General features: G+C 58.0%; 19 protein-coding genes. 13 read left to right on the top strand and 6 right to left on the bottom strand.

The features are described from left to right. Nucleotides 1-8 precede the first annotated feature (8 nt). From GS630_RS16325 to GS630_RS16310, 4 genes are all read left to right on the top strand, one after another. Nucleotides 9-1,850 (top strand): glycerophosphodiester phosphodiesterase family protein, encoded by a 1,842-nt coding sequence (locus GS630_RS16325; RefSeq protein WP_371809112.1) that lies wholly within the window; start codon nt 9-11, stop codon nt 1,848-1,850. Continuing rightward, complete coding sequence (locus tag GS630_RS16320; RefSeq protein ID WP_171179066.1) at nt 1,837-2,376, top strand: hypothetical protein; 540 nt, start codon at nt 1,837-1,839, stop codon at nt 2,374-2,376. The genes GS630_RS16325 and GS630_RS16320 overlap by 14 nt, the downstream gene beginning before the upstream one ends. Nucleotides 2,377-2,465: 89 nt before the next feature. Continuing rightward, entirely contained in the window at nt 2,466-2,600 is a 135-nt protein-coding gene (locus GS630_RS16315) for an aa3-type cytochrome c oxidase subunit IV (RefSeq protein WP_050604020.1), read from the top strand. Nucleotides 2,601-2,617: 17 nt separating this feature from the next. Then, complete coding sequence (locus tag GS630_RS16310; protein ID WP_171179067.1) at nt 2,618-3,250, top strand: hypothetical protein; 633 nt, start codon at nt 2,618-2,620, stop codon at nt 3,248-3,250. On the opposite strand, the gene GS630_RS16305 is transcribed toward GS630_RS16310, so the two are convergent. Both GS630_RS16305 and GS630_RS16300 read right to left on the bottom strand, forming a co-directional pair. Beyond that, entirely contained in the window at nt 3,239-3,571 is a 333-nt protein-coding gene (locus GS630_RS16305) for an AzlD domain-containing protein (RefSeq protein ID WP_171620976.1), read from the bottom strand. The genes GS630_RS16310 and GS630_RS16305 overlap by 12 nt on opposite strands. Next, nucleotides 3,568-4,281, bottom strand: coding sequence for an AzlC family ABC transporter permease (locus tag GS630_RS16300; protein WP_171620975.1), 714 nt, complete (start codon nt 4,279-4,281; stop codon nt 3,568-3,570). The genes GS630_RS16305 and GS630_RS16300 overlap by 4 nt, the downstream gene beginning before the upstream one ends. Between GS630_RS16300 and GS630_RS16295 the strand changes: the two genes are divergently transcribed. The 5 genes from GS630_RS16295 to GS630_RS16275 are packed head-to-tail and all read left to right on the top strand — an operon-like array spanning nt 4,280 to nt 9,014. Further along, the gene (locus tag GS630_RS16295; protein ID WP_253285922.1) at nt 4,280-5,221 is read left to right on the top strand and encodes a formate dehydrogenase accessory sulfurtransferase FdhD; all 942 of its coding nucleotides are present in this window, start codon (nt 4,280-4,282) and stop codon (nt 5,219-5,221) included. The genes GS630_RS16300 and GS630_RS16295 overlap by 2 nt on opposite strands. Continuing rightward, nucleotides 5,214-5,870, top strand: a complete 657-nt coding sequence (mobA, locus tag GS630_RS16290) for a molybdenum cofactor guanylyltransferase MobA (RefSeq protein WP_171179070.1) — start codon at nt 5,214-5,216, stop codon at nt 5,868-5,870. The genes GS630_RS16295 and mobA overlap by 8 nt, the downstream gene beginning before the upstream one ends. Next, a complete protein-coding gene (gene mobB, locus GS630_RS16285) occupies nt 5,867-6,358 on the top strand; it encodes a molybdopterin-guanine dinucleotide biosynthesis protein B (protein WP_171179071.1) in 492 nt (163 codons plus the stop codon). The genes mobA and mobB overlap by 4 nt, the downstream gene beginning before the upstream one ends. A 20-nt stretch (nt 6,359-6,378) precedes the next feature. Beyond that, nucleotides 6,379-8,424, top strand: a complete 2,046-nt coding sequence (gene glp / locus GS630_RS16280; protein WP_171621003.1) for a gephyrin-like molybdotransferase Glp — start codon at nt 6,379-6,381, stop codon at nt 8,422-8,424. Next, nucleotides 8,421-9,014, top strand: a complete 594-nt coding sequence (locus tag GS630_RS16275) for a GNAT family N-acetyltransferase (RefSeq protein WP_253285921.1) — start codon at nt 8,421-8,423, stop codon at nt 9,012-9,014. The genes glp and GS630_RS16275 overlap by 4 nt, the downstream gene beginning before the upstream one ends. Here the strand turns inward: GS630_RS16275 and GS630_RS16270 are convergent. From GS630_RS16270 to GS630_RS16260, 3 genes are all read right to left on the bottom strand, one after another. Next, nucleotides 9,011-10,006: a hypothetical protein gene (locus GS630_RS16270; protein ID WP_171620974.1), complete on the bottom strand. Its 996-nt coding sequence runs from the start codon at nt 10,004-10,006 to the stop codon at nt 9,011-9,013. The two genes, GS630_RS16275 and GS630_RS16270, sit on opposite strands and share 4 nt — an antisense overlap. Before the next feature lie 14 nt (nt 10,007-10,020). Further along, complete coding sequence (gene greA / locus GS630_RS16265) at nt 10,021-10,491, bottom strand: transcription elongation factor GreA (protein WP_171179075.1); 471 nt, start codon at nt 10,489-10,491, stop codon at nt 10,021-10,023. Between the two features lie 234 nt (nt 10,492-10,725). Continuing rightward, nucleotides 10,726-11,106 (bottom strand): VOC family protein, encoded by a 381-nt coding sequence (locus GS630_RS16260; RefSeq protein WP_171620973.1) that lies wholly within the window; start codon nt 11,104-11,106, stop codon nt 10,726-10,728. An 82-nt stretch (nt 11,107-11,188) separates the two neighbouring features. Here GS630_RS16260 and soxR point away from each other — a divergent pair, with 82 nt between their 5' ends. From soxR to GS630_RS16240, 4 genes are all read left to right on the top strand, one after another. Further along, entirely contained in the window at nt 11,189-11,644 is a 456-nt protein-coding gene (gene soxR, locus GS630_RS16255) for a redox-sensitive transcriptional activator SoxR (protein ID WP_171179080.1), read from the top strand. Between the two features lie 136 nt (nt 11,645-11,780). Further along, the gene (locus GS630_RS16250) at nt 11,781-13,430 is read left to right on the top strand and encodes an electron transfer flavoprotein-ubiquinone oxidoreductase (RefSeq protein ID WP_171234973.1); all 1,650 of its coding nucleotides are present in this window, start codon (nt 11,781-11,783) and stop codon (nt 13,428-13,430) included. Between the two features lie 104 nt (nt 13,431-13,534). After that, complete coding sequence (locus GS630_RS16245; protein ID WP_371809111.1) at nt 13,535-15,247, top strand: tetratricopeptide repeat protein; 1,713 nt, start codon at nt 13,535-13,537, stop codon at nt 15,245-15,247. Continuing rightward, the gene (locus tag GS630_RS16240; RefSeq protein WP_171179083.1) at nt 15,237-16,058 is read left to right on the top strand and encodes a 4-(cytidine 5'-diphospho)-2-C-methyl-D-erythritol kinase; all 822 of its coding nucleotides are present in this window, start codon (nt 15,237-15,239) and stop codon (nt 16,056-16,058) included. Before GS630_RS16245 ends, GS630_RS16240 begins: the two co-directional genes overlap by 11 nt. Here GS630_RS16240 and GS630_RS16235 read toward each other — a convergent pair. Further along, nucleotides 16,051-17,049, bottom strand: coding sequence for a polyprenyl synthetase family protein (locus GS630_RS16235; protein WP_171234971.1), 999 nt, complete (start codon nt 17,047-17,049; stop codon nt 16,051-16,053). The genes GS630_RS16240 and GS630_RS16235 overlap by 8 nt on opposite strands. Between the last annotated feature and the right edge of the window lie 41 nt (nt 17,050-17,090).

The following is a 17,090-nucleotide window of genomic DNA, read 5'->3' as shown; positions in this document are numbered from 1 at the left end:
GCCACAGCGTGAGCAGATTTTTTCAAGCCGTTTCACATGCCTATGCCGGGGCATGGGCCCGGCGTACAGTCTTTGTCCCGATCTTTATTGCGGTGCGCCTGCTGCTGATGGCGTTGATTGCGCCGGGTGTCGCAGTGGCGGTCAACCTGGCTGTGTCTTTGTCGGATCAGACGGCGCTGACGGATCAGGACATTGCAATGTTCCTGCTGTCTCCGGCCGGGTTCATCGCGGGTATCGCAGTGCTCAGCCTGTTTTTGCTGGCTGAGGTCTTTGTGTTCTCGGTTATGGCCGGGTCCTTGCGCATGGGCGAAAGCGACCCTTGGCGCGCTGGAAGCGCGGCGCTCGCATTGAACCTGTCCCGCTTTCCGGCGCTGTTTGGGTTTGCGGTGCGGTTTATTCTACGCGTCTTGCTGCTTGCCCTGCCATTTGTGGCCGTTGCAGGGCTGATCGCTTGGTGGACGTTGACGGAATATGACATCAACTACTACCTGACCTTCCATCCGCCCGCCTTTCAGGTGGCGGTGGTCCTCATCGGATTGGTGGTTCTGGCGTTGGCTTGGGTTTTGATCCGGCGTCTGTCCGGTTGGGCGCTGGCGCTGCATCTGGTGCTGTTTGAAGGTGCGTCGCCTCGAGTGGCTTTCTCGCAAAGCGAGCAGAGGATGGAAGGTCAGCGTGGGCGATTGAAGGTCGAACTTGCCCTGTGGCTGGCGACGCGGCTTGTTATTGCGGCTTTGATCGCAGGGGTGGCCAGTCTTTTGTTTGCGCTGGTACCGATACAGGAAGGCGGCAGCCTAAAGCTTGCCTTGATCTTTAGCCTAATCATCGCAGGGCTTTGGTCTTTGGCGGGGTTGGTTCTGGCGGCGACTGCGTTGGGCGCACTTGCCGTTTTGCTGGATGGGTTTTTTGATTCAGACGCCAAGGAAGTTGCTCACCCTGAACCCAGGAAAATCCGCGCGCCCGTGTTTGTAACTGTCGCAGCGGCTCTGGCCGCATTGGGTATTGGCCTTTGGTTCGGGCAGGGCCTGCTGGAACGTGTGCAGGCGCCGGATCATGCCGAGGTGATCGGCCACCGGGGCGCTGCGGCCATACGGCCGGAAAACACCATGGCCGCAGTTCTGAAAGCCATTGAGGATGGCGCGGATTGGGTCGAGATCGACGTGCAGGAAACGGCAGATGATGTGGTCATCGTGGCCCATGACAGCGACTTCATGAAGCTGGCTGGCGTCAACCTGAAGGTCTGGGACGCCACCATGGAGGACGTGGCTGACATCGATATTGGCAGCTGGTTCGGGCCGGAATATGCCTCGGAACGCACACCGACCCTGCGCGAGGTGCTGGAAGCGGCCAAAGGCAAATCCAAGGTTCTGATTGAACTGAAATATTATGGTCACGATGTCGATCTGGAAAATCGGGTGATCAACCTGGTGGAAGAGCTGGGGATGCAGGATGAAATTGCCACAATGTCGCTGAAATACCCAGCCGTGCAAAAGATGAAGAAGCTGCGCCCCGACTGGCGGTCTGGCGTGTTGGCGGCCACTGCCGTTGGGGACCTGTCGGGCCTGGAAGGTGAATTCGTCGCGGTCAATGCAGGGATGGTGACACCGGGGCTGATCCGAAAGGTGCAGGACGCGGACAAGGATATCTATGTCTGGACGGTGAATGATCCGTTGCAGATGTCCAAAATGGCCTCGATGGGTGTAGACGGGTTGATCACCGACCGCCCGGCCATGGCCAACGAGGTTCTGCGCGTGCGTGCTGAAATGGGGCCAGGTGAGCGATTGTTGCTGTGGCTGGCAACAACGTTTGGATTGCAGGTCGATACCGAGGCAATGCGTGATGAAAGCCCTTAATTTAGCATTATTCGTATCATTGCTGCCGCTGCCTGCCTTGTCTCAGGATCTGATGCGCAGTTTTGAGTTGCCGTCGCACCGTGCCCTTGTGGACCAAAGTCTAAGCGCCGAATTGACCGCGTTTGAAACCGACGGCTGTTCGGGCGGACTTTCGGCCAGTTGGCGCTGGGTCGCCAAGCAGTTCCCCCAAGTCGGCGAGCTGTATGAAGAGCACCCGCCATGGGAATATTGTTGCGTGACCCATGACCAAGCCTATCACAACGCGGGCGGCGCGGTGACGGCAGAGGAAAGCTATGACGCGCGTCTTGCAGCGGATGATGCCCTGCATGCTTGTGTGGTGGAACACGGAAATCGTTACGCTGAAGATTATGCCGAGCGTTACGAGATGACACCCAAGCAAATCCGTGACGTGCACGCGATCACTGCGGATGCGATGTATGGCGCCGTTCGATTCGGCGGTGGGCCATGCAGCGGCTTGCCGTGGCGGTGGGGGTTTGGGTATCCGGGGTGCTCGATCCTCAGGTAAGTATACCCTGCGCGCGAATGACGTGGTGACAGGCGTCTGGTTTTCTATTATCCAACAGATCAAACACGCGAACTGGGATTCTGAGACTCATGGCTGAACACAAGCACGGCGAAATGGACATCACCGTCCAAACCAAAACTTTCAACGGTTTCATCAAAGCCACCACATGGTGCGTGGTTGCGATTGCCTTTTTGTGCCTGTTCCTGGCGGTCTTCGCCTCCTAAACAAATCGGGGGCAACTTTGCTCAGGATTTTGATCGCCTGCCTTTTGGTAGCAACCGTTGCGGGCTGTGCGGGCTCTAATCGCCCGCAAGCCGATCAGGCGGAGATTGTCTCGAGGTCTTATAGCGATCCCGGGCCGTCCACGCTGACGCTGTACACAATGATCAATACGCGCACCGGTTCTGGCGCGCACACCTCTTTGATGATTGGCGCAAGCGAACGTGTGATCTTTGATCCGGCGGGGTCGTTTCGAGCTGATGTCGTCCCTTTGAGGAACGATGTTCTTTACGGAATAACACCGGCTGTTGAACGCGCGTATCGAAGTTCACATGCTCGCGAGAGCCATTATGCACGCATCCAGACGCTGATTGTCACGCCGCAGCAGGCAGAGATAGCGTATCAACTTGCCAAGCAGAGCGGTCCGGTTTCCAGCGCGTTTTGCGCGAATTCAACGGCCCGTCTGTTGCAGCAAGTTCCCGGATTTGAACAGATCGATGTCACTTTCAGCCCGGTAAAACTTTCCGATCAATTTGGGCAGATTCCAGGTGTCGTAACGCAGGAATATCGCGAAAATGACGATGCCGATCTGCAAAAAGGGTTAGCTGCAAACAACGCGCTTCTCAATCAGTTGGACGCAGGTTCAAGTCAGTAGATAGAGCAGTCCGTAAAGCGTGGCGGCACCTGAAAAGATAGCCGCCAGGACGTTCTTGCTGATCAGACCCACAAGCAACGCAACCGCCGCCGCCGACATTCGGGGGATATCCGGTTGCCCGCCGGTCGCAGAGGGCCACACCACCAACGGTGTGATCAGTGCGGGTAGAATCGCAACAGCCGTATAACGCAGATGCCGCAGCAGCCAGAGCGGCATGGGGCGATCACCCACAAGCCCGATGAAGGTAAAGCGCAGTGCATAGCTGCCTATCGCCAAACCCACGATGATGATCCACATGGTGGTCGGGTCGATCTGGGTCATGACGGCGACCTCCGTTCCAGCATCAGTTCGGCTTGTGCACCGGCCATCATCCCGGCCATCCCGGCAATCAAAAGACCCAGATTGTACGGCACACCCACCGTCAGAAGCGCGACGACTATGGCGACGAGGGCCGCAATCACATGCGCCAGGGTGCGCATCATCGGCCCGACCATGGCCAGGAAAGTGATCGGAAGAGCAAAATCCAGCGCCCAACTTTCCGGGATTTGCGCGCCAAGGACAGCGCCGATGATGGTCGCCAAGATCCAAAGCGGCGTGATCGGTGTAACCGAGCCGAAAAAATATGCCATGCGCTGGGCGATCGTCAGATCAGGCTCTTTCTCGAACCGCACGATCGAACAGGCATAAGACTGATCGACGATCAAATAGGCCGCACAGGCACGCTGCCACAGGGGGGCCGATCCAAGATAAGGCGTGAGCGACGCGGAATACATCGCCACGCGCAGATTCACCGCCAGCGCCGAGATCAGCACAATAACTGTGGGTGTTTGATCCTGTAAAAGTTGCAGCGCCGCAAACTGGGCTGCTCCGGCGAACACGGTGGCCGAAAAGGCGATGGTTTGAACGATATCCAAGCCGGCCTCGGTTGCGAAAACACCGAACAACAGGCCAAAAGGGACGGCGACAAAGACAAAGGGCGTTCCGTCCCGAAAACCTTTCCAGAAGTAAGACTTGGATGTGGCAGCGGCCATGGCTAAATCCTATGGTGACGCCAGCAGCAGTAACTGTCTTGAGAAGGGGTTGCAATTGGCCACGGAATTCGACCTGTCGGACTATCTTATCGCGCCTGATCCGAGGGCGACCCGCCTGACCAGAGCGGTTGAAGGTGTGGACCAGAACGGCGAGGTCAGCCAGATCTCGGTGGTCGAGGAGCGCCCGTTGACGATTTTCCTCAATTCCCAGGAAATCGTGACGGCGATGACAATTGGCGACTATCCAGAATACCTGGCGCTGGGCTTTCTGCGCAACCAGGGGATGCTGTTGGCGGATGATGAGATTACCCGCGCGGACTATGACGACGATCTTGAGACCGTTGTTGTGCGAACAGCGCGTGAGACATCGTATGAGGACAAGCTGAAGAAAAAGACACGCACCAGTGGGTGCGCCGTTGGAACGGTGTTCGGCGACATGATGGAGGGGCTTGAGGACGTGCAATTGCCGCAGGTTCAGGTGCGGACCTCATGGCTCTACGATCTGGCATCCAAGATCAATCGCACTCCATCGTTATATCTTGAGGCTGGCGCAATTCACGGCACGGTCCTATGTCGCGAAAACCGCCCGCTGGTCTATATGGAGGATGTGGGCCGCCACAACGCCGTTGACAAGATCGCAGGTTGGATGTTGTCCGAAGGCGAAGGTGCGGCGGACAAGATCCTTTACACCACCGGTCGCCTGACATCCGAGATGGTGATCAAAACGGCTATGATGGGTATCCCTGTATTAGCGTCTCGTTCGGGTTTCACCGCTTGGGGCGTCGAGATCGCGCGCGAGGTTGGCCTGACCCTAATCGGCCGGATGCGCGGACAGCGCTTTGTCTGCTTGTCGGGCGAGGACCGCCTGCTGCGCGACGTGGACCCGTCAACCGTAGCGGTCGAGGAAAAAAAACATCGTCGGAAGAGTGCCAATGAGTGATAAGATAAAAAAACCTCTGGGCATCATCCTCGCAGGAGGACAGGCGACCCGGATGGGCGGCGGTGACAAGGGCCTGTTGCAGATCGATGGGCAAAGCTTGATCTCTCATGTGATCGAACGCCTGTCCCCACAGGTCAGTGGGCTGGCTCTGAATGCCAATGGCGACCCCGAGCGGTTTTCCGACCTGAACCTGACTGTGCTTCCTGACACAATCGAAGGGTTCGCGGGGCCTTTGGCCGGGGTGCTGGCCGGGCTCGATTGGGCGGCAGAACAAGGCGCGGGCAGCATTGTGACCGCTGCTGCTGACACGCCGTTCTTCCCACGCGATTTAGTGGTGCGATTGCAAGATGCGGCAGAGGGGCAGGTGCACCCTCTGGTTTTGGCGACGACTCCGCGCACCGGCGACGAGGCGCTGAAATCTGGCGGCGGCAAACGGGTCAACCGGCATCCGACCTTTGGCCTCTGGCCAGTCGCGCTGCGCGATGATCTGCGAGCGGCGCTGACGGATGGGCTGCGCAAGGTAGTGCTGTGGACCGATAAACATGATGGGCGAGAGGCTTTGTTCGATGCCGACCCGTTTGACCCGTTCTTCAACGTCAATACGCCCGAAGATCTGGATCGCGCCCGAACATTGTTGGAGCAGGCATGAGGGTCTTTGGCGTCACTGGCTGGAAGAATGCTGGCAAAACCGGACTGATGGAACGGCTGGTGGCCGAGATCACAGGCCGGGGCTTTACGGTGTCGACTGTCAAACATGCGCATCACAGTGTCGATGTGGATCAACCCGGCACCGACAGTCATCGCCACCGCATGGCTGGGGCCAGCGAAGTGCTGCTTGCCTCAGGTCAGCGAATTGCCGTGATGCAAGAGCTGCGCGGCACGCCAGAGCCACCTTTGGCCGATCTTTTGGCCCGGCTTTCACCGGTTGATCTGGTGCTTATTGAAGGTTTCAAGCGCGAAGATCACCCAAAGGTCGAAGCTTTCCGCGCTGTGGCGGGCCATGCGCTTATGGCCCCCGAGAACGCGACCATTAGGGCAGTGGCCAGTGACATTCCGCTGGACTTGGATCGCCCGGTTCTTGATCTGAATGACACGGCAGCGATCGCGGACTTCATCCTGAAAGAGGTCGGTTTGTGAGCTTGTTCCAGACCTTTGCCATGGTGGATTGGTCTGGTGGAAACGACACCGGGCCGACCCCGCGCAAAGATGCAATTTGGGCCTGTACTGCGCGCGAAGGGCACGTTTTGCAGCCTGAATACCAGCGCAACAGGATGGTCGCCGAAAAGTGGCTTGAGGCTCTGATCCGTACCGAGCTTGAGGTCGGTCGTCGCCTGTTTTTGGGGTTTGATTTCCCGTTTGGCTATCCGGCAGGGTTTGCCCGGGCGATGACGAGTGCAGACGATCCACTGGCTTTGTGGGATTGGTTCGAAGGGCATGTCGAGGACACACCCAAGGCGAACAACCGTTTTGATCTGGCAGGCCGGATTAACCTGAAGTTTGGCGGAAAAGGCCCGTTCTGGATGAACGGTTTGCGTCGTGACATCAATGGTCTGCCGCGCAGGAAAACCGACTATTCCAACCCTTTCCCGGACCGTCGCGTTGTAGAAACCCTGGCCAAGGGCAGCTTCACCTGCTGGCAGATGGCAGGTGCGGGGGCTGTTGGCGGGCAGGTGATGATGGGGCTGCCGGTTCTGAACCGCCTCCGCCGTCGGTTTGCGGGGAAGATCGCGGTCTGGCCGTTTGAGCCATTGGACAAACCGGTTGCCTTTGTAGAGATCTGGCCGTCTCTGACCCTTGGAGCGTCGCCAGCGGGGCAGATCAAGGATGCCTGGCAGGTCGAACAGGTCGCCTTGACTCTGTCACGTTTGACAGAGCAGGAGTTGGATGCGCAATTGAATGTCTCAGCGGCAGAGGAAGGTTGGATATTGGGTGTAGCTCAGGACAAGCCGAACATAGCCCCGCCGCCATTGCGAAACGATTGTTTCGCGTTGCCTGCCGGGGTGGAGTGGACACCTGTAGACGAGGCATTGGCCTATCTGCGCGACCGATTGCACCCGATTACATCAGTTGAAACGCTTGCATTGACCAAGGCGAGCGGCCGCATTCTGGCTGAGCATGTGATCGCCCAACGTTCGAACCCGCCACAGCCCAACACGGCGGTGGACGGGTTCGGATTCGCAGGTCCCGTCCAGGAAGGATCGCTGGTCATGCCGCTGGTGGAGGGGCGCGCAGCGGCGGGGGTTCCGTTTAACGGTCACGTCTCCGAAGGTCTGGCCTTGCGTGTCCTGACAGGTGCGGCTCTGCCTGACGGAGTGGATACGGTTATTCTGGAAGAGGATGTCACGGTTAAAGACGGGCATATTGCTTTCCATGGCCCGTTGAAAAAAGGGGCCAATACGCGGCGCGCAGGCGAGGATGTCACGGCAGGCGATTTGGCTATGCCCGCAGGGCGTCGGTTGACACCTGCCGATCTTGCGTTGCTGTCTGCGGTGGGTATCGCCGAGGTAAAAGTGCATCAGCCGTTGCGAGTGGCGGTTGTCTCGACCGGTGATGAACTGGTCGAACCTGGAGACAGCGCAGGTCCGGGGCAGATATTCGACGCTAACCGGCCGATGTTGCTGTCCTTGATTGAACGCATGGGGTTTGTGCCCGTAGACATGGGGCGTGTCGCGGATGATAGGGAAGCGTTGCGGGACCGGTTGGATCAGGCCGCAAGGCAGGCAGATGTGATTCTGACCAGCGGAGGCGCGTCCGCCGGCGACGAAGATCATATGTCCGCTCTGTTGCAAGAGGCGGGAGCGATACAGCACTGGCGGATCGCCTTAAAACCGGGGCGCCCGCTGGCCTTGGGTTTGTGGTCGGGTGTGCCGGTTTTTGGCCTGCCGGGCAACCCGGTGGCTGCCATGGTCTGCACCCTGATCTTTGCACGCCCCGCTCTGGGCCTGATGTCGGGCGAAGGCTGGGCGGAACCGCAAGGGTTCGAGGTGCCGGCCGCGTTCGAGAAACGCAAGAAACCTGGCCGCCGTGAATACCTGCGTGCAAGGGTGCGAAATGGGAGGGTCGAAGTGTTTCATTCGGAAGGCTCGGGCCGGATCAGTGGCCTCAGCTGGGCCGAAGGACTGGTTGAAATCGAAGATGGCGCGCGGCACATCAAACCGGGCGATACCGTGCGTTTCATTCCGTATGGGAGCTTTGGTATTTGACCATTGCGATTTCATCAGGCTTTGCTGATCACGAACGCGCGCAGGCAGCGACGCTGTTCTGGCAAGCGTTTTCAGCCAAGCTGAACAAGGTCATGGGCCCAGACGAAAAGGGTCGGGCCTTTTTTGAAACAGCATTGAACCCGGGCTTTGCACTCGTCGCGCGAGATGAAACAGGCCGTATGTTGGGGCTGGCGGGGTTCAAAACGCGCGATGGCGGTTTGGCCGGTGGCAGTATGTCTGATCTTGCGGGAACCTATGGCTGGTTCGGGGCAGTGTGGCGCGCCTGCATATTAAGCCTGCTGGAACGTGAACTGAAACCGGGGGTATTTCAGATGGATGGCATATTTGTCGCTGCTGATGCCCGTGGCAAAGGTGTGGGTACGGCCCTTTTGAATGCTATCAAACAAGAGGCCAGAGGCCAGGGCATGTCAGAGGTTCAGCTGGATGTGATCGATACAAACCCGCGTGCACGCGCTTTGTACGAGCGCGAAGGATTCCGGCCAGTGGGTGAGGAAAAAACCGGGCCGCTCAAATACCTCTTCGGCTTTAGCAGCGCGACAAAGATGTCCTGGCCTGTGGAAACGTCCTAGTCGAAGGTTCCGGCCACACGGCCCAGCAACATAAAGGCCCTTGCAGTACGCGTTTCACCCAGCGCGCTCAGTTCTGCATCGCTTGCGCTGGGTTCGAACTCGGCCATCATCTTGTCGAAGCGACGCAAGAAGTGATGGGCTGCATCGCGGAAAATCGGGTCCTGTTTCATCCGTGCTGCGGTCAGCGCCAGCGAGGATCTGTCGCGCACGCCCCCCAACGCGGCAACCGCGCGGCCACGTGTACCTTGGGCAAATTGGCGCCAGACTTCTGGCCGGGCCATATCGGGGCGCAGGTCATCCATATAGATGCCTTCCTGGCTGAGCAGTGTCAGAACATCCTGTGAGGCTTGTACAATTTGCGCTGTCTTTCGATCTTTTAGCGCCACACGCAGTGCATTGAACCCTTCGGTGTCATCCTGTGTTTCTGGAAAGTTCAGTGCGCGTAGAAAGACCGGGGTGCTGAGCGGTGGTGCGATCTCTTCCGCAGGCGTTCCCAGTTCCAGTGAGGTCTGATCGCCCGGAACGGGCGCTTGCCCCGATCTTGCAGTCGGAGCAGCGCGCTTGGTCGAGAACGTCGCCAGCGCATTTTCGGTTTTCCGGGTGGCTGCCGCGATCTCGTCCAGCTTTTTCGTCACCGCTGGCTCATAGGTACTAGAGGCGCGCTGTTGCTGCGCGACATACGCCTGCCGAATGGCATCAATCGCTGTTTGCAGCCGTGCGCTTTCTTCACGCATGACCCGGCTGGCACGCATTGCCGTGGCCGCAACCCAGATCATGGCCACGGGCATGAACACCGCCAGGAAGGTAACAATAAAGCCACCGTTTTGGCCCTGTTCCGGAAGCACCAGAAAAACGACCGACACCACCAGCCAGATCAGGCTGAGCACCAGTGCGGCAATCTCAATTTCAGTGACGGCCGACGCTTTCGGGCGATCATAAATGCCCAGCGAGGTCGGTTTTTCGGTTTCCGGGTCAGGATTGGGCGCGGACATTTCATGCGCTCCGGTTAGGTGTACTCGATACTCAGGATTTCATAAGAACGCACGCCACCGGGGGTACGCACTTCGACACTGTCCCCTTCCTCTTTACCAATCAGGGCACGGGCGATGGGGGATTTGATGTTCAGCAGGCCAGCTTCGATATTGGCTTCGTATTCGCCAACGATCTGCCAGGTCTTTTCCTCATCGGTGTCTTCGTCGACCAGAGTCACCTTTGCGCCAAACTTAACAGAACCGGACAGCTTTGCCGGGTCAATGACATCGGCCAGCGACAGGATACCTTCCAATTCCTTGATGCGGCCTTCGATGAAACCCTGCTTTTCACGTGCCGAGTGATATTCAGCGTTTTCCTTCAGGTCGCCCAGCTCGCGTGCCGAGGCAATCGCCTCGATGATCGCCGGGCGTTCAACGGATTTGAGGTTCTTCAGCTCAGCCGCAAGCGCGGCATTGCCCGCAGGCGTCATCGGGATCTTTTCCATACTCTCTACGTCCACGCATAAATTGAGTCGCCCCGCCGCACAGAAGCGTCGGGGCGAATATTAGGTTGGCAATTACCTGACCCAAATACCACGTGAATTGCAAGAGGTGACAGTGGTTACAGCGATCAATTCGCGACTTCGCGCCGTCGTGCGGATTTTGGGTGCGGTCTGTGGCGATGATCAGGGTGCCGAGACCTGTGCCATCGCTGGGAAGGGGCGTAAAGCCACATCATCTCAATCATATTGCACAACCTCGAATTCGATGCCGTTGTCGTCGCGGAAATAGAACCGACGCCCTGGTTCATAATCCGCGTGGTTGTGCGGCTCGAACCCAGCAGTTCGAACCTTGGCTTCGGTCGCATCGATATCTTCAACCAGAACGCCCACATGATTGAGGCCGCCAATGACATCATAGCTGCTTTCGCCCGAAGGTTTCGGTTCATCCGGTTTGTACAGCGCCAGGTAAGTATAGGCCGATCCGACATGAACCGTGTAACCACCTGCAATTGCGGGGCCTTCCCATCGGGTTTTCCAATCAAAGACCTGCTCCATCCAAGCGGCTGAAGCCTGCGGATCGCGGACTGTGAAATTTGTATGCTCAAGCGTTGCCATCATGGGATCTCCTGTTTTTAGGCTTGTCCCGACTCAAGCTAATTTCTAAACCTAACTTTAGGTCAAGGTATTTTTTGAGGATGTGATGGCTGTTTCAGAAGGGCTGGCAATCGGCGCATTGGCCCAGCGTACCGGGTTGGCAGTATCGGCTATCCGGTATTATGAGGCGCAGGGTTTGATATCGCCCTGGCGCAACTCGGGCGGGCAGCGGCGCTATCAGCGAGCCGACATTCGGCGGTTGAGCTTTGTGATGATTGCGCAGCAGTTCGGTTTGACCCTGCCGGAAATCCGCGAAGTGTTGTCGGTCCTGCCGGGAAACCGTACGCCGACACCGCAGGATTGGAAAGCCATCGGCGTTCAGCTTCGTGCCCATCTGGATCAACGAATCGATACGTTGACGCGGTTGCGCGACAATCTGGATGGGTGCATCGGATGCGGGTGTCTTAGCCTGCCGAAATGTGCGCTTTACAACCCCGATGACCGGGTAAAATCCAATGGTAGCGGTCCCAGGTATCTGATGGGGGACACACCAGAAGCTTGAAGTGTCGAATAGCGGCATTGTTACGCCGTGTTTCGATTGACCAAGGTCTTTGCAACCATGTAATCAGCCGTGAAACAAAATTGCGCCGACCACATGTAGAAAGCGCCAATTCGGAAAGTTAGCTAAGGAGCCCGCGATGGCCGAGATTGAACGCGAAGCGATGGAATACGATGTGGTGATCGTGGGTGCAGGCCCCGCGGGCCTGTCGGCGGCCATCCGTCTGAAACAGCTGGATGCCGACCTGAACGTCGTGGTTCTGGAAAAGGGCTCGGAAGTTGGCGCGCATATCCTGTCGGGTGCGGTGCTTGACCCCTGTGGTCTGGACGCGCTGATCCCGGACTGGAAGGAAAAAGGCGCTCCGCTGAACGTGCCCGTGCACGAAGACAACTTCTTCATGTTGGGTGAAGCGGGCAAACTGCGCATCCCCAACTTCCCGATGCCGCCGCTGATGAATAACCACGGCAACTACATCGTTTCGATGGGCAATGTCTGTCGCTGGATGGCAGAGCAGGCCGAAGAGCTTGGCGTTGAAATCTTCCCGGGAATGGCGTGTTCGGAACTGGTCTATGGCGAAAACGGCGAAGTCAAAGGCGTTGTCGCCGGTGTCTTTGGCCTGGAAGCTGACGGCTCGTACGGGCCTAACACCGAGCCGGGGATGGAGCTGCATGGTAAATATGTCTTCCTGTCGGAAGGCGTGCGCGGCTCGCTGTCCAAAGAAGTTATCGCCAAATATGACCTGCAAGCCGGTAAGGACGTGCAGAAATACGGCGTTGGCATGAAAGAGATCTGGGAGATCGACCCGGCCAAGCACAAGGAAGGTTCTGTCACGCACACGATGGGCTGGCCGCTGGGCAGCAACGCGGGTGGCGGATCGTTCATCTATCATCTTGAAAACAATCAGGTCTATGTCGGTTTCGTGGTTCACCTGAACTACAAGAACCCGCATCTGTATCCCTACATGGAATTCCAGCGCTTCAAGCACCATCCGATGGTTGCCGATCTGCTGAAGGGCGGCAAGCGCGTGGCCTACGGTGCGCGTGCTATTACCGAGGGCGGATATCAGTCGATGCCGAAGCTGGTCGCACCCGGTGTGGCACTGCTGGGCTGTTCAGCTGGGATGGTCAACGTGCCTCGCATCAAGGGCAACCACAATGCGATGCTGTCGGGCAAGGCAGCGGCAGAGGCTGCCTATGACGCGATCAAGGCTGACCGTTCGGGTGACGAGTTGACCGCATACGAGACAGATGTGCGCGACGGTCCGATCGGCAGCGATCTGAAAAAAGTGCGCAACGTCAAGCCGATCTGGTCGAAATGGGGTCTGACCGCATCGCTGATGTTGGGTGGTCTGGACATGTGGACCAATACCATGGGCTTCTCGATGTTCGGGACGGTCGGACACGGAAAGAACGACGCAGACTCGACCGAAGATGCCAGTAAGCACGCGCCCATCGACTATCCCAAACCCGATGGTGTGCTGTCATTTGATCGCCTGACCAACGTGTCTTTCGCGGCGACCAATCACGAGGAAAGCCAGCCCTGCCACCTGCGTTTGGCCGACCCCGAGGTGCCGGTCAAAGTCAACCTGCCCAAGTTTGACGAACCAGCGCAGCGCTATTGCCCCGCTGGCGTATATGAGGTTGTCGAGGACGAAACTGCGGGCCCGCGATTCGTCATCAACTTTCAGAACTGCGTGCACTGCAAAACCTGCGACATCAAGGATCCCAGCCAGAACATCACCTGGACAACGCCGCAGGGTGGGGATGGCCCGAACTACCCCAACATGTAAGCAAAAAAGCGGGCACTGGCAGGGTCGTGAAGGCTCTGCCATTGCCTCTTGCCAGCCGAAGCCCTAGCTTGATGGTCAGTCAATGATAGCAAGGCAGGATTTCGGTGGTTTCCCTGGTTCGTCGCGCGGCGCTGTCCGTGCTTCTCATGTCGTCGGTCGCAGTTCCGGCGTTCTCTGACTCGGGCGCAGGGTCGTATCTGGCCGGGCGACAGGCGATCTACGAAAGTGATTATGCCGCAGCCGAGCGCTATTATGCCCAAGCCCTGAAGTTCGATTCCCAAAATCCGCTGCTGTTGGAAAGCGTTGTCGTGGCGCGTTTGGCGTTGGGCGAAGTTGATCGTGCCTTGCCGGTTGCCGAGCAGATCGAACAGGCAAATCTGCCCAGTCAGGCCGCGCGTATGGCAATTGCGGCAAATCTGATTGTAGATGGCAAATACGACGTCCTTTTAGCGCGGAACCCCGAAACTCAGGGTGTCGGGCCGTTGGTGGATGGGTTGATGACCGCCTGGGCTCATTTGGCGCAGGGCGAAATGACAAAGGCGATGGAACAGTTCGAAACCGTTGCCACGCAAGACGGACTGAAAGAGTTTGCGTTGTACCACAAGGCAATGGCATTGGCCTCGATCGGCGACTTTGAAGGCGCCGAGGTGATCTTTGCGGACAATGAAGGTGCGGTGGCGCGTTTCACGCGTCGTGCGGCTTTGGCGCGAACCGAGGTGCTGTCTCAGCTGGATCGGAACGAAGACGCCTTACAGTTCCTCGAAGACGTCTTTGTGGCGGGTAGCGACCCGACAATAGAAACCTATACCAGCCAACTTGAGGCAGGTGAAACGCTGCCCTTCACGCATGTCCGTTCTGCGCAGGACGGTATGGCCGAAATTTTCTTTTCCGTTGGGGCCGCGCTGAACGCTGAGGCGTCGCCGGACTACGTTCTTCTTTACACACGGTTGGCCAGTTTTCTGCGCCCCGATCATGTGGACGCCATTTTGCTGAGTGCAGATCTTCTGGATCAACTGGAGCAGTATGATCTGGCAGTTGCCGCCTATCGCATGGTTCCGGCAGACAGCAATGATCACCACGCGGCCGAGCTGGGCCGGGCCGAGGTTCTGGACCGCTCAGGTAAAACCGATGCTGCCGTGGAAGTGCTGCAAAATCTGGCGGCGCAGGATCCTGACCTTCCGGGTGTGCATGTGGCCTTGGCTGACCTGCAGCGGCGTCAGGAAAACTATCAGGCGGCAGTAACGTCCTATGATACGGCGATTGCGCTGACCGATAACGCGGCGGGGGGTAACTGGTTCCTGCATTATGCCCGTGGCATCAGCCATGAGCGGTTGAAGCAGTGGGACCAGGCCGAAGCTGATTTCCGGCGCGCGCTTGAGCTGAACCCGGATCAGCCGCAGGTGTTGAATTATCTGGGCTATTCCCTTGTTGAGCGCAAAGAGAAGCTGGATGAAGCGCTGGACATGATTCAACGCGCTGTGGCAGCCCGCCCGGACAGTGGCTACATCGTCGACAGCTTGGGCTGGGTCCTGTTCCGTCTGGGTCGTTATGACGAGGCTGTTGAACAGATGGAACGCGCCGTTGAGCTGATGCCGGTCGATCCGGTGGTGAATGATCATCTGGGCGATGTCTACTGGGCCGTGGGACGGTCGCGTGAGGCCGAATTCCAATGGAAGCGGGCCCTGTCTTTCATTGATCCCGAAGATACGGATGGAGAAGCCGACCCTGAGCGCATTCGCCGCAAGATCGAGGTTGGGCTCGATGCCGTTCTGGCCGAAGAAGGTTCGGAACCTTTGAAGGTCGCAAATGGCAACTAAGGCGTTTGCGCCCGCCAAGATCAATCTGACCCTGCATGTCACTGGCCGTCGAGATGACGGCTATCACCTGTTGGATTCTCTGGTAGTTTTTGCGGACTTGGGTGATCAGCTGACATTCAACTCCGGCCCTGTGCTTTCCATGGAGGTGGGCGGAGAATTCGCCGATGGGGTGCCCAAGGACAAACGCAATCTGGTGTGGAAAGCAGCCGAGGGCGTCGGGTGGACCGGGCAAATCGAGCTGCGCAAATCTCTGCCCCACGGGGCGGGGATCGGTGGCGGTTCGTCGGACGCCGCCGCAACGCTTTGTGCTTTGGCGCAGCAAGGCCATGCCGTTCCACCGGATTTACCCTTGTCACTGGGGGCAGATGTGCCCGTCTGTCAAAAGGGCCGAGCGATCAGAATGCAAGGCATTGGTGATCAACTGGTTGCTGTAAACCTTCCGCACTTGCCTGCGTTGTTGGTCAACCCGAATGTGCATGTGCCAACGGGGGCCGTGTTCAACGCTCTGGCGAGCAGAGACAATCCGGCTATGCCTGAGAACATCCCCGAGTTTCAAAACGCCAACGACTGTGCCTTGTGGCTAAGCGATCAGCGAAACGATCTGGAAGTGCCTGCCATGGGCGCTGCGCGCGAGATAGAACAGGTTCTGGACGAGCTGCAATCGACCAACCGCGCCCTTATCACGCGCATGTCGGGGTCGGGGTCAACCTGCTTTGCGCTGTATCCGACGATGAAAGACGCGCATTTCGCTGCTTATGAGATTGGCGCAGCCCACCCTGATTGGTGGTGCCGCGCCACTCAGCTTAATTGAGGCGTGAAACCACGTAATCTGCCAGTTCACGCAGCAGGCTGCGAATCTCATGATCCGGCAGAACCTCAAGCGATGCCTTGGCTTTGTTGGCCCAGCCCAAGGCGTCTTGCCGGGTTTGTTCCAGCGTGGCATATTTGCCCATTAGCCCCAGCGCGTGATCAAGATCGCCGTCCTGTTGGCGGCCTTTTTCAATCGTGCGCTCCCAGAAAGCGCGTTCTTCGGGCGTCGCTTGGGCCACGGCTTTGATCACCGGAAGAGTCAGCTTACGCTCGCGGAAATCATCACCCACGTTCTTGCCGGTTGCCTTGCTGTCGCCCTGATAGTCCAGCAGATCATCCGCAATCTGGAATGCAATGCCCAGTGAGTCGCCATAGTCGAACAATGCTTTGACCTGTTCTTCCGACGCGCCAGCGATCACACCACCGACCTCAGTCGCGGCGGAAAAAAGTGCGGCTGTCTTGCCACGTACGACCTGCAGATAAACATCTTCGTCCGTACGCAGATCAGTTGCAGCGGTCATTTGCAGCACTTCACCTTCGGCAATCGTGGCCGAAGCGTTGGCAAGAATGTCCAAAACGCGCAGCGACCCAGTCTCGACCATCAGCTGGAAGCTGCGAGAAAATAGGTAATCGCCGACCAGAACGCTGGATTTGTTGTCCCACAGCAGATTTGCGGTCGGGCGACCGCGCCGCTGGGCGCTTTCGTCAACAACGTCGTCATGCAGCAGTGTCGCGGTGTGAATAAACTCGACCGTGGCGGCCAGGCGCACGTGGTGATCGCCGGTATAGCCAAACAACTGCGCGGCGGCCAATGTCAGCATTGGACGCAGACGCTTCCCACCTGCTTCCACCAGATGCCGGGTAACTTCCGGAATACGCGGCGCGTGGTCCGACGCCATTCGCGTACGGATCAAGCCATTCACGGCCTCCATCTCACCCGCCAAAAGTTCAGCGAGGCGCTCATGCGGTTTTGAGATCACGTCGACGGTCATCAAACTCCTGATACAAGGCTCGACTTCCGCCTCGCCTTGCC

Origin of the sequence: Ruegeria sp. HKCCD7303 (assembly GCF_013111185.1) — a bacterium.
Lineage (GTDB): Bacteria > Pseudomonadota > Alphaproteobacteria > Rhodobacterales > Rhodobacteraceae > Ruegeria.
This window is presented reverse-complemented; position numbering and strand designations above follow the sequence as displayed.

Excerpts from the sequence above, each read along its gene's own strand:
- GS630_RS16320 (WP_171179066.1), top strand. The coding sequence starts at position 1,837 with ATGAAAGCCCTTAATTTAGCATTATTCGTATCATTGCTGCCGCTGCCT.
- GS630_RS16315 (WP_050604020.1), top strand. The coding sequence starts at position 2,466 with ATGGCTGAACACAAGCACGGCGAAATGGACATCACCGTCCAAACCAAA.
- GS630_RS16305 (WP_171620976.1), bottom strand. The coding sequence starts at position 3,571 with ATGACCCAGATCGACCCGACCACCATGTGGATCATCATCGTGGGTTTG.
- GS630_RS16295 (WP_253285922.1), top strand. The coding sequence starts at position 4,280 with ATGGCTAAATCCTATGGTGACGCCAGCAGCAGTAACTGTCTTGAGAAG.
- GS630_RS16300 (WP_171620975.1), bottom strand. The coding sequence starts at position 4,281 with ATGGCCGCTGCCACATCCAAGTCTTACTTCTGGAAAGGTTTTCGGGAC.
- mobA (WP_171179070.1), top strand. The coding sequence starts at position 5,214 with ATGAGTGATAAGATAAAAAAACCTCTGGGCATCATCCTCGCAGGAGGA.
- mobB (WP_171179071.1), top strand. The coding sequence starts at position 5,867 with ATGAGGGTCTTTGGCGTCACTGGCTGGAAGAATGCTGGCAAAACCGGA.
- glp (WP_171621003.1), top strand. The coding sequence starts at position 6,379 with ATGGTGGATTGGTCTGGTGGAAACGACACCGGGCCGACCCCGCGCAAA.
- GS630_RS16270 (WP_171620974.1), bottom strand. The coding sequence starts at position 10,006 with ATGTCCGCGCCCAATCCTGACCCGGAAACCGAAAAACCGACCTCGCTG.
- greA (WP_171179075.1), bottom strand. The coding sequence starts at position 10,491 with ATGGAAAAGATCCCGATGACGCCTGCGGGCAATGCCGCGCTTGCGGCT.
- GS630_RS16260 (WP_171620973.1), bottom strand. The coding sequence starts at position 11,106 with ATGATGGCAACGCTTGAGCATACAAATTTCACAGTCCGCGATCCGCAG.
- soxR (WP_171179080.1), top strand. The coding sequence starts at position 11,189 with ATGGCTGTTTCAGAAGGGCTGGCAATCGGCGCATTGGCCCAGCGTACC.
- GS630_RS16250 (WP_171234973.1), top strand. The coding sequence starts at position 11,781 with ATGGCCGAGATTGAACGCGAAGCGATGGAATACGATGTGGTGATCGTG.
- GS630_RS16240 (WP_171179083.1), top strand. The coding sequence starts at position 15,237 with ATGGCAACTAAGGCGTTTGCGCCCGCCAAGATCAATCTGACCCTGCAT.
- GS630_RS16235 (WP_171234971.1), bottom strand. The coding sequence starts at position 17,049 with ATGACCGTCGACGTGATCTCAAAACCGCATGAGCGCCTCGCTGAACTT.